This window comes from Kluyvera ascorbata ATCC 33433, assembly GCF_000735365.1.
Classification (GTDB): domain Bacteria; phylum Pseudomonadota; class Gammaproteobacteria; order Enterobacterales; family Enterobacteriaceae; genus Kluyvera; species Kluyvera ascorbata.
Map to the genome: position 1 here is coordinate 1 of NZ_JMPL01000125.1, position 11676 is coordinate 11676.

Annotated in this window: 13 protein-coding genes; 9 read left to right on the forward strand and 4 right to left on the reverse strand. The window is 50.3% G+C overall.

The window, feature by feature from the left end; genetic code table 11:
• On the reverse strand, window positions 1-1162 hold a 1162-nt coding region (locus GKAS_RS19985; RefSeq protein WP_035896772.1), incomplete at its 3' end, for a tyrosine-type recombinase/integrase.
• Window positions 1110-1460, reverse strand: a complete 351-nt coding sequence (locus GKAS_RS25150) for a hypothetical protein (protein ID WP_167540427.1) — start codon at window positions 1458-1460, stop codon at window positions 1110-1112. The genes GKAS_RS25150 and GKAS_RS19985, both read right to left, overlap by 53 nt.
• Window positions 1461-1708: 248 nt before the next feature.
• Here GKAS_RS25150 and GKAS_RS19990 point away from each other — a divergent pair, with 248 nt between their 5' ends.
• Entirely contained in the window at window positions 1709-2668 is a 960-nt protein-coding gene (locus GKAS_RS19990; protein ID WP_051910816.1) for an HNH endonuclease, read from the forward strand.
• A 95-nt stretch (window positions 2669-2763) separates the two neighbouring features.
• On the opposite strand, the gene GKAS_RS19995 is transcribed toward GKAS_RS19990, so the two are convergent.
• Complete coding sequence (locus tag GKAS_RS19995) at window positions 2764-3294, reverse strand: hypothetical protein (protein WP_035896773.1); 531 nt, start codon at window positions 3292-3294, stop codon at window positions 2764-2766.
• Between the two features lie 404 nt (window positions 3295-3698).
• On the opposite strand from GKAS_RS19995, the gene add reads away from it, so the two are divergent.
• Window positions 3699-4700, forward strand: a complete 1002-nt coding sequence (add, locus tag GKAS_RS20000) for an adenosine deaminase (RefSeq protein ID WP_035896774.1) — start codon at window positions 3699-3701, stop codon at window positions 4698-4700.
• Window positions 4701-4746: 46 nt separating this feature from the next.
• On the opposite strand, the gene GKAS_RS20005 is transcribed toward add, so the two are convergent.
• Window positions 4747-5787, reverse strand: coding sequence for an oxidoreductase (locus GKAS_RS20005; protein ID WP_035896775.1), 1041 nt, complete (start codon window positions 5785-5787; stop codon window positions 4747-4749).
• Window positions 5788-6024: 237 nt separating this feature from the next.
• Between GKAS_RS20005 and blr the strand changes: the two genes are divergently transcribed.
• The 7 genes from blr to rsxC form a co-directional block, all read left to right on the forward strand.
• Window positions 6025-6180 carry a division septum protein Blr gene (gene blr, locus GKAS_RS20010; RefSeq protein WP_035896777.1) on the forward strand — a complete coding sequence of 52 codons (156 nt, stop codon included), beginning with the start codon at window positions 6025-6027 and terminating at the stop codon, window positions 6178-6180.
• A gap of 103 nt (window positions 6181-6283) precedes the next feature.
• Window positions 6284-7654: a GH1 family beta-glucosidase gene (locus GKAS_RS20015; protein ID WP_035896779.1), complete on the forward strand. Its 1371-nt coding sequence runs from the start codon at window positions 6284-6286 to the stop codon at window positions 7652-7654.
• A 289-nt stretch (window positions 7655-7943) separates the two neighbouring features.
• Window positions 7944-8159 (forward strand): transcription modulator YdgT, encoded by a 216-nt coding sequence (ydgT, locus tag GKAS_RS20020; RefSeq protein WP_035896782.1) that lies wholly within the window; start codon window positions 7944-7946, stop codon window positions 8157-8159.
• Between the two features lie 83 nt (window positions 8160-8242).
• Entirely contained in the window at window positions 8243-8683 is a 441-nt protein-coding gene (locus tag GKAS_RS20025; protein ID WP_035896784.1) for a DUF2569 domain-containing protein, read from the forward strand.
• 77 nt (window positions 8684-8760) lie between these two features.
• Complete coding sequence (gene rsxA / locus GKAS_RS20030) at window positions 8761-9342, forward strand: electron transport complex subunit RsxA (RefSeq protein WP_035896786.1); 582 nt, start codon at window positions 8761-8763, stop codon at window positions 9340-9342.
• Window positions 9342-9917 (forward strand): electron transport complex subunit RsxB, encoded by a 576-nt coding sequence (rsxB, locus tag GKAS_RS20035; protein ID WP_035896789.1) that lies wholly within the window; start codon window positions 9342-9344, stop codon window positions 9915-9917. Before rsxA ends, rsxB begins: the two co-directional genes overlap by 1 nt.
• Window positions 9910-11676 (forward strand): electron transport complex subunit RsxC (gene rsxC, locus GKAS_RS20040; protein ID WP_051910817.1); only part of this gene is annotated, 1767 nt, incomplete at its 3' end. The genes rsxB and rsxC, both read left to right, overlap by 8 nt.

Consider the following 11676-nt stretch of genomic DNA (forward strand, 5'->3'; position numbering starts at 1 on the left):
GGTCCAGTGCTTCTTGTTTTTGTGGAATATACTTGCTGCGGTTATAGATTCCGGCTACTCCCTTTATGGTGTGCCCCAGTAACTGTTCTACCACAATAAAATCAACACCCATCTCGTTGAGGCTTGTTGAGAACGTTCGTCTCAAATCATGTAATGACCAGCGTTTTTCATGTTTGAGGGAAGTGAAGTTTGAACATCCCATCGCACTCACTGTCGAGTTAGATTTAAGTTCACCCATTATGTATTTACGGCGTTTAGTCTCCTCACGAAGGTTTACAAGCCACTGGCGCATCTTTTGAGGGACGGGACGAATAATCTCTTCGCCGTTTTTACTGTGCTCTTTCGGCACCGTCCAAAGCCATTTATCAAAGTCCCATTCATCCCATGTGGATAGACGAGACTCACTGAGTCGGCATCCAAACACAAGGCACAAAATCGCCATCCGTTTTTTGTAATTCATTACGCGGGTTTTACCCTTGCCATGAAAGTAAACGCCCCACAGGTCAGCAACATAGCTTTCCTCAAGCAACCGTTCTCTCTTGTTCTGATACTTACCAATATCTGCAGGACTCAAGTCATCCAGCACATTACATCGCACATACTGGCGCACCCGGCAGTATTTGAAGATCTGCTTTAACTCAATCAGCATCGCGGCAGACTGAACAGGTGCTATTTTCTTCACTCGCTCAAAGCATTTTATCCAGTCCGACAGCCCGCATTTTTCGACTGGAAACCCACCGATGTAGGGAAAGATGTATCTCTCATAACGGCGATAGAGGCGCACCGTCTCTTTGCGTTTTTCCCTGGCATAGTTATCAAACCAGTAATCGACAGCGTTCTTAACTGTCACCGGAGTAAACAGGCTCTCTTTAGTGAGTTTGTTCTCTATCCGTGGATCAAGTCCCTGTGACAGCCATCCCCGGCACTCGTCCCTTTTCTCCCTAGCCTGTTTAAGTGTCATATCTGGATACTTGCCTAACGTCATCCAGATGGGGGCACTCTGTCGGCCGGAATGTCTAAAGAAAAAAACAAAGCTAACAGTGCCATTCACGCTGATCCTGACAGACAGTCCCCTACCATCAGCAACCATCTTTTGGCTTTGCTGGGGTTTACCATGCAAAGCCCTTAGCGCCTTGTCGCTTAACTTGTTCTCGCCAGCCATAACACCTCATTCTGCAATACACATTGCAATACACACTTAGCTGCAACGCCGAAAAACAGTAGAAAAGCAATGCAAACAGCATTTCCTTCTTATTCATAATTAACAATGAGTTAATGAATGAATCTGGTTTTTCATGCGTCCCCATGAGGTAGTGTGATGGATAATGGTTCATTAACCGGTGTACCAGACGGTGGTTTTCCGCATAGGCTGCGGCTTCGACGGTTGTTATCGCACGCAGCGTTTCTGAATCGATCCATTGCTTGTACTGAAATAATGTGGCTAAGGTATCGGTGCTCATTGACGGCCTCTGTAATCTACTTTAAATCGCTATATCAACAACATGCACGATAGGTATAGACTGTTAAAAGCACTAATTGCCAGCACTACCAATGTTGGTTGGTCGCCGCGTAGTGAGCATCAAAACGCAAACGAATTTTCTGTGGGTGGCAACAACCAACCGTTAAGTTTTCTGCACCAACAGAAACAAATGATTACCGTTCCTCAAAAAGGAACTCATAGATATCTGGCATAGCAAATAGGACTTAAATGATGAAATATCTCTTTTGCCATATAGGATGGATGAACGATTACCACGGCGCTACGGAGAATGACTCCCCTTTAAAAGGCGGGAAATATAACGAAAATAATATCGGACATGAGGCTTGTAATTTTGTAAGCATCAATGGTTCGGTGTACGGATACGTCCAGGTTACCGAGGGGAAAACCATTAATATCGCGAAACTCGGAGCCGATAGCGATAAAGACTATGCTGAGTTTGTCACCGTTGTATGGCTTGCAACAGCACCTGATAAAAAAGGTCTCGCCGTTGTTGGATGGTATAAAGATGCGACGGTTTACCGCGATTATAGAGAAACACAAGCACCGTCAGCATTACATCTCAAAGATGCTATTTTTTATCATAATATCAGTGCAAAAGCGCAGAACGCACATTTGCTACCGCCGTCGGAGCGAACACTGGTGGCAGGCAAAGGTAAGGGATGGCCTGGTACTTCTCCGCTTTGGTATGCACAGACGCCGGAAGCTGAACCTTTTATTCGTCAGGTCCGCGAATTAATAGACAAGCAATCAGCGCATTTTCAGCAGCATAGGCCAGTTAATTCTGATACTGAAATAGCGGATATTCCCGATATTGATCTGCTGGATACTGCGCCAGAAGGAAGAGAAATACTAGTTACCCACATCAGGCGAGAGCGTAATAGTGCCATCGTAAAACAAAAGAAGGCATCCGTTCTTCGCGCTGTCGGTTATCTGGAATGCGAAGTCTGCGGGTTTAACTTTAAAAGTGTCTATGGCGATATTGGTAATGATTTTTGCGAAGCCCACCATATCAAACCATTAGCTGAAACAACTGGTTCTGTCACTACGACATCCGACGATCTCGTCCTTGTATGCTCAAACTGTCACCGGATGATTCACCGCATTAGCCCTGTACCCACTATTGAAGAGTTTAAGGCCCGCTTAGTCGCCAATAACACGGAAAAATGAGCGTGTGCGGAGCGGCTTATTCTCAACAGGATATTGGTCGCGTCCAGACAACAAAAAAGCCTGCCCGTTGGCAGGCTATAAAAATGCAGCGATTGTTATTGCGGTGATTTTATAAAGTAGGTCCTTTTGAAAATATCATCTTCTGAATGCATAAATTCAGATAGCGCACTGAAAATGGCCTTGTAGACAATAGTATCCTTATCAATATCAACCTCTTTTTTATTTAGCATCAGATCATATGATGGAAAGTTTTCAGAGCGATATTCAGTATGGGTTTGCAGAATCAAAGTTGCAGGTACTTTGAACGTTAATGTCTCTTTGGTGATTTTTTTATCGTCCGATTTATCTTTGTTATAATTATCCAGAATTGCTTGAATACGTTCATCAACACTGCTCATATACGACCCACTGGAGAGATCTTTAGCTGTGAAAACCAAAGACTTATCATCCGAGAACCGTAGCGTCACATCAACTAACGATTTTTCACTGTAAACCTTACCTAAGTTCACATGACCGTTATCTGTCCGTATAATATTCTGCGGTTTAAAGTCGATATTCCCAGAAATCATCGCCGCTGAAAAGATAGCAGCAACACCCACGATTGCGCTAGCCACAACAATTTTCATCATTCATCCTTAAGTTAAATTTTCAGTTACTCTCTAAGAAAATAATTTTTTTGTAGATAGTAAAACACCTATAGCGTTGTGAAAACCCGCTCTTTAACCCTTTATGCTAATAAACCCATTTGTACTGGCGCTATGTGATTAAATGACAACATCTGCGTTTTCACCACATATTTTTCACTTTTCTATTTTGTTTGCCCATTCGCCACTTACCTCAACAACGGCAGGCGGGAATATGGAGTGGTGACAAAAGCAACGATGAGCTGACTGCGCTTAATGCAAAAATGCTGAAAATTGCCTCATGGTATCGCCAAGCGATTGTAAAACCGTATTTTTTCAATGCTTTTAACTGGTTACTGGCATGTTGTATAATGGTTTGCACTTTAACTAAAAAAACGAGTGCGATCATGATTGATATCAACCTGCCTTTAACCGATGTCCACCGCCATCTTGACGGTAATATTCGTGCCCAGACCATTCTCGATCTTGGCCGTCAGTACAATCTCGCGCTCCCCGCAACTACGCTTGAAACCCTGCTACCACACGTGCAGGTCACCAGCAATGAACCCGATCTGGTAAGCTTCCTGAGCAAGCTTGACTGGGGGGTAAAGGTTCTGGCCTCCCTGGATGCCGTACGCCGCGTGGCTTATGAAAACATTGAAGATGCGGCCCGTAACGGTCTGCACTACGTTGAGCTGCGATTTTCCCCGCGCTATATGGCGATGACGCACCAACTGCCGGTTGACGGCGTGGTAGAAGCGGTCATCGCTGGGGTCAAAGAAGGCTGTCGCGTGTTTAATGTCGACGCGCGCCTTATCGGCATTATGAGCCGTACCTTTGGTGAAGCGGCTTGTGAAGAAGAGTTGAATGCGCTGCTTGCGCACCGTGACGGTATTACCGCGCTCGATCTGGCGGGTGATGAGCTCGGCTTCCCCGGGCATCTGTTCCTGAACCATTTCAGCCGCGCGCGCGATGCGGGATGGCGCATTACCGTACACGCAGGCGAAGCCGCAGGCCCGGAAAGCATCTGGCAGGCGATTCGCGACCTCGGCGCTGAGCGCATTGGCCACGGTGTGAAGGCGGTACAGGATCCAGCGTTGATGGATTTCCTCGCGGAAAAAAGCATCGGCATCGAGTCCTGCCTGACCTCCAACATTCAGACCAGCACCGTGCCATCGCTGGCTCAGCACCCGCTGAAAACCTTCCTTGAGCACGGCGTATTGGCGAGCATTAACACCGATGATCCGGCAGTCCAGGGGATTGATATTCAGCACGAATACCATACCGCTGCTCCGGCTGCGGGTCTGAGCAAAGCGCAGATTCGCCAGGCACAAATCAACGGTCTGGAAATGGCATTCCTCACCGCCGCGGAAAAACAGGCGCTTATCGCGCGCGTCAAACAGGCATAAAAAAAACCGGCAGGACCAACCTGCCGGTTTTCCCATCTCTGGGCACTTACACTAACGTTAGTGCTGCTCTGTGCTTCGCAGACTCAATACCCAGTTCAATCAGTTCCATAATCTGAATAGCCTGATTTGCCGGAACCGGGTTCTCGCCAATCCCGTTCAGCGCATCGCGAATCGCGGCATAATAGGCAGGATAGTTGCCGGGCTGCGTCAACAACGTGGTTTCCACCCGCGTTTCACCTTCTACCGTGGTTAAGATGCCGTCGCGCATATCGTAACCCCAGTCCGACTGCGGTAAACGCTCGCCATTTTTCAGGCGGTCTTCCTGCGGGTCAAGACCAAATTTGACATAGCTTGCCTCGGTACCGTGCACGATATAGCGCGCCGTTTCCGCCGCCGCCAGCAGTGTGCCATGCAGTACCACGCGACGCTGCGGATACGTTAAGACCGCATGGAAGTAGTCCGTCGACTGCGCGCCCGGTCGCAGTTGACCAAGATCGACATACAGACTTTGCGGTAAACCAAACAGGCTGACGGCCTGATCGAGCAGATGCGGTCCTAAGTCGTACCAGATACCACTTCCCAACCCTGCCTGTTCACGCCAGCGTGCGCGCACCTGCGGACGATAGCGGTCAAAGTGTGATTCAAAGTGGACCACCTCACCCAGTTTGCCGTCGTTGATCAGCGCTTTCACCGTCAGGAAGTCACTGTCCCAACGGCGATTATGGAAGACAGAGAGCAGCTTACCTTGCTGCCTGGCGAGAGTATCCAATTCGCGAGCTTGTGACAGTGTCACGGTGAAAGGTTTATCGACCACCACGTTTTTCCCGGCTTCCAGCGCCGCTTTCGCCAGCGGGAAATGGGTATCGTTCGGCGTTGGGATAACAATCAAATCAATATCAGGGTTGTTAAACAACGCGGTTGGGTCTGAAACCACCTGCACCGTTGGCCAGTCGGCGTGGACCTTACTCGCATCGCTGCTGGAGACAACAGACAGCTCCATACCCGGCGTACCGCTGATAAGCGGCGCGTGAAATGTCTTACTGGCATAGCCATAACCCACTAGTCCAACACGGATTTGGTCACTCATGTGTCGCCTCACTTCTGTATTTAATGTGCTTGATTGTGTTTTGTAATCGATTTCTTTATTTGAACTCATCTGCTAGTTTCATACAACAGTTTAATAACATTATGGCGTAGCAACCCGCCAACTGATGAAATAAACACCACCTGACGAAACGATTCGGCTGAAAACTTGCGTTGTGACGCCAGCACGCTAAGATCTTGCTCTGGCATTATTTTCTCAATGGACTGTTAGCTAAATTTCATGAATTCCGTATTGACTCGTATTGTTGAATTAATTGGTTGGATTATTCTGGGCTTCTCCGTTCTGCTGTTGATTGTGGCCCACCACATTGATAATTATCAGCCGCCTGAGCCGGCTACCGCGACGCTGCAAAAAACCATCACCCCTTCTACTTGAAAAAGTGATTCGGATCTCATCTATGGAACCGGTTTCTGAAACCGGTTGCACTCATTAACCTCACTCTTTACACTCGTGATATCACACAGGTAAGGAGTGTTTTATGTCCGCTTTTCCCCCAAATTTCCTCTGGGGTGCTGCTACCGCAGCGTACCAGGTTGAAGGTGCACACGATGAAGACGGTAAAGGCCCGTCTATTTGGGATATATTCTCCCACCAGCCAGGGACAACCTATCAGGGTACAAACGGCGACATTGCCGTCGATCACTACCATCGCGTAAAAGAAGACGTCCAGCTAATGGCTGAAATGGGGCTGCAAAGCTACCGTTTCTCTATCTCGTGGCCTCGCCTGCTGCCAAACGGGCGCGGCGAGATAAACGAAGCGGGCGTGAAGTTTTACAGCGATCTGATTGATGACCTGTTAGCACACAATATTGAGCCAATGATTACCCTTTATCATTGGGATCTCCCGCAGGCGTTGCAGGATGAAGGCGGCTGGGAAGCTCGTTCAACGGCGGAAGCCTTCGAAGAATATGCACGACTGTGCTATGCCCGCTTCGGGTCACGCGTCCAGAAATGGGCAACGTTTAATGAAACCATCGTCTTTATTGGTCACGGTTACATTACCGGAAGCCACCCGCCTTCAGTACGTAATCCGGCTCGCGCTATTCAGGCTTGCCACCACGTCTTTATTGCCCATGCGCTGGCCGTTAAAGCCTTCCGAGGGATGCAAATCAAAGGTGAAATTGGCTTTGTTAACGTGCTGCAACCGCATTCACCGCTGACCGATAGCCCAGAAGACAAAGCGGCGACGGCGCTGGCCGACGCCATCCATACTCACTGGCTCTACGACCCGGTGCTGAAAGGCCACTACCCTGACGAACTGCTGGCGCAATCTCAGGCGCTGTGGGGCGTACCGCGCTTTGCGCCGGGCGATGACGAATTGCTGCGCAAAAACCGCTGTGATTTTATCGGCCTGAACTACTATCGGCGTGAAACCGTTTCTGCCACGCCGCCGGTAGAGAAAGTCAGCGGCGAGCAAGGTGTTGAAGGGCTGTTCTATTTTGTGCGCAATCCGCAGAGTGTTTACACGGAATGGGGCTGGGAAATCTGGCCACAGGGGTTAACCGACGGCATTATGATGATCAAAGAGCGTTACGGTGATATTCCTATTTATATTACCGAGAACGGTCTGGGTGCCGTCGATCCTATCGTCGATGGCGAAGTGGTTGACACACCACGTATCGATTTCTTACGCGTGCACATAGAGGCGCTGGAAAAAGCCATTGCGCTGGGAGCTGATGTCCGCGGCTATTATCCGTGGTCGTTTATCGATCTGCTGAGCTGGCTGAACGGTTACAAAAAACAGTATGGCTTTGTCTACGTCGACCATAAGCAAAATCTGGCGCGCAAACGTAAGAAAAGCTTCTTCTGGTATAAAGATGTGATTGCCAGCCGCGGCGAAAATCGTTAATTTTCCGCGAAATCAGGGTGCGGCAACGCGCCCTGATTGCATAAAAAGTCGCTTTTTTTGGGTCAAAATCAATAAGCACATTTTCTGTTATTGTAATTCCCGCCTATAACCCAAATAATCCAGGCTATCCTGCTGAGGTTTAGTCATCTGCGCTGAACGCTCGATAAAAACGGATGTCGAACCACCTATTAGCAGTACAAACTCTATTAACCGCTTCGTGTTTCAGCCCTCCAGGCTGCTTTAAACACATTGTACGGTGAGCATTAACATTATAAATGGATACCCACAAATGACCGTTTTGGATTATTTATTAAAATTCCGCAAAGTCAGTTCATTGGATAATCTTGAAAAACTCTACGATCACCTTAACTATTCGCTGACCAACACTGAAGAACTTATCAATATGTACCGTGCCGCCGACCACCGTCGCGCCGAGCTGGTCTCCGGCGGTCGGCTGTTTGATGTTGGCCAGGTGCCAAAATCCGTTTGGCGATTTGTGCAATAGTAGTTTTTTCCAGAGCGCCAGTTGCTTATACTCCTCGGCCTGTATTTTTCTCTCTTCACTGGCGCTGATTTTCAGGAGACACAATGTCAGATAATTCTGCAGAACGTATTGGTGGATGGCTGCTTGGCCCGTTGGCCTGGCTTATCGTTCAGTTAATAAGCATCTGCCTGACGCTTATCAAATTTGGCTATGTGCTGCTGACACCACAAACGCTTGGGCTGGTTAAAGAGATGGGAGCGGCAAATATCACGCTGCTCGCCCTGTCCTTCTTGTCGTTTATTGCCATGTGTTATTACACGCTATGGCTGACCATCGCCTTCTTCAAGCGTCGCCACAACGTACCGAAACACTACATTATCTGGCTGATGATTGGCGTCCTGTTGGCGGTTAAAGCCTTCGCCTTTTCCCCGATTTCTGACGACCTTGCGGTACGTCAACTGCTGCTTCCGCTGCTGGCGGCTGCGCTGATTGTTCCTTATTTCAAGCGCTCGCAGCGGGTAAAACGCACCTTTACTCAGGCGTAATACCCCCACACTTAGCCTGTTGTCGCCAAAGTCACTTTGTCAGATAATAGGAAGCTTTTTTTGTAACAGGTCGAATGATGACTGACTATTTATTGCTCTTTATCGGTACCGTTCTGGTAAATAATTTCGTCCTGGTGAAATTCCTGGGGCTATGTCCGTTCATGGGGGTTTCCAAAAAACTGGAAACCGCGATGGGGATGGGCCTGGCGACCACCTTCGTGATGACGCTGGCCTCTATCTGTGCCTGGCTGATTGACACCTGGATACTGATCCCGCTGGATTTGGTTTACCTGCGCACGCTGGCGTTTATTCTGGTGATTGCCGTGGTGGTCCAGTTCACCGAAATGGTGGTGCGGAAAACCAGCCCGGCGCTCTATCGTCTGCTGGGTATCTTCCTGCCGCTCATCACCACCAACTGCGCCGTACTCGGCGTGGCGCTGCTGAACATCAATCTCGGCCACAACTTCCTGCAATCCGCGCTGTATGGTTTCTCAGCTGCCGTCGGGTTTTCGCTGGTTATGGTGCTGTTCGCCTCTATTCGCGAACGCCTTGTTGTATCCGACGTTCCCGCGCCCTTCAAGGGCAACGCTATCGCGTTGATCACCGCAGGTTTAATGTCATTAGCCTTTATGGGCTTTAGCGGGCTGGTGAAGTTGTAATGATGACCTTCTGGATTGCTGTCGCTGCAATCAGCCTGTTGGGGCTGATTTTTGGCGTCATTCTGGGTTACGCCTCACGACGTTTTGCCGTTGAGGATGACCCGGTTGTTGAAAAAATTGATGAGTTGCTGCCCCAGAGCCAGTGCGGCCAGTGCGGCTATCCTGGCTGCCGTCCGTATGCGGAAGCGGTCAGCAACGGTGAAAAAATTAACTGCTGCGCGCCCGGCGGCGAAGCCGTGATGCTGAAAATCGCCACGCTGCTCAACGTTGATCCGCAGCCGATTGGTGGCGATGAAAATGCGGCTGAGCCCGCGCGTATGCTTGCCATTATTGATGAAAATAACTGTATCGGTTGTACCAAATGTATTCAGGCTTGCCCGGTAGACGCCATTGTTGGCGCGACGCGAGCCATGCACACCGTCGTAAGCGACCTGTGCACCGGCTGTAATCTGTGCGTGGCGCCGTGCCCGACGCAGTGTATTGAGTTACGTCCCGTTGAGACGACGACCGACAGCTGGAAATGGGATTTGCAAACTATCCCGGTACGAAATATTCCTGTGGAACACCATGCTTAAGCTATTCTCCGCCTTCAGAAAAGACAAAATCTGGGATTTCAACGGGGGTATTCACCCGCCAGAAATGAAAACCCAGTCGAACGGCACCCCGCTGCGCCAGGTTCCCCTCGCACAGCGTTTTGTCATTCCGCTGAAACAACATATTGGCGCCGAAGGTGAACTCGCCGTTCAGCCTGGCGACCACGTTCTCCGCGGCCAGCCATTAACCCGCGGCTGGGGACGTATGCTGCCTGTTCATGCACCGACCTCCGGAACGGTTGTTGCCATTGAACCTCATGCCACTGCCCATCCTTCTGCACTGCCGGAGATGAGCGTCATTATTGACGCTGACGGCGAAGACCGCTGGATTACCCGTGACGGCTGGGCCGACTACAAAAATCACAGTCGCGAAGCCCTCATCGAACGTATTCACCAGTCTGGCGTGGCCGGTTTAGGCGGCGCGGGTTTCCCGACGGGTAACAAACTGCGCGGCGGTGGTGACAAAATCACCACGCTGATTATCAACGCTGCCGAGTGCGAACCATACATCACCGCCGACGATCGCCTGATGCAGGATTGCGCCGCGCAAATTGTCGAAGGCATTCAGATCCTCGCGCACATTCTTCAGCCACAGCAGGTGCTAATCGGGATTGAAGACAATAAACCGCAGGCCATCTCAATGATGCGGGCTGTGCTGGCTGACTGCCACGGAATTAGTCTGCGTGTTATCCCGACGAAATATCCTTCCGGCGGCGCAAAACAGCTAACACAAATTCTGACCGGTAAACAGGTTCCACACGGCGGGCGTTCATCGGACATCGGCGTACTGATGCAAAACGTCGGTACCGCTTACGCCGTAAAACGTGCGGTTATTGATGGCGAACCGCTGACCGAACGCGTGGTGACACTAACCGGTGAATCCGTCGGTAAGCCGGGGAACGTTTGGGCGCGTCTTGGGACACCAGTTCAACATCTGCTCAAACACGCCGATTTTTGCCCAACCAGCGATCAAATGGTGATTATGGGCGGCCCGCTGATGGGCTTTACTCTGCCCTGGCTTGACGTGCCGGTGGTGAAAATCACCAACTGTCTGCTGGCGCCTTCTGCCGCTGAAATGGGTGAGCCCGAAGAAGAGAAAGGCTGCATTCGCTGCAGCGCCTGTGCCGATGCTTGCCCGGCAGATTTACTGCCACAGCAGCTTTACTGGTTCAGCAAAGGCCAGCAGCACGATAAAGCCACGGCGCACAACCTTTCCGACTGTATCGAATGCGGTGCCTGTGCGTGGGTCTGCCCAAGCAGCATTCCGCTGGTACAGTATTTCCGCCAGGAGAAGGCCGAAATCAGCGCCATCCGTCAGGAAGAACAGCGTGCGGCAGAAGCTAAAGCGCGCTTTGAAGCACGCCAGCAGCGCCTGGAACGCGAGAAAATCGCCCGCGAAGCACGGCATAAAAAGGCTGCCGTACAGCCTGCGGCGAAAGATCAGGACGCCATCCACGCCGCGCTTGCTCGCGTTCGCGAAAAACAGCAGCAGGCTACTCAGCCGATTGTTATTCAGGCCGGAGCGCAGCCAGACAATAGTGCAGTTGCCGCCGCACGAGAAGCACGTAAAGCACAGGCACGCGCAGCACAGGCCGAAAAACAGCAGGCAACGACAGAAACCGTTGACCCACGCAAAGCCGCGGTAGAAGCCGCTATTGCACGTGCTAAGGCTCGCAAAGCAGAACAACCCGCGGAAGTAGCAGCAACGGCCGTAGATACCACTGTCGACCCGCGTAAAGCG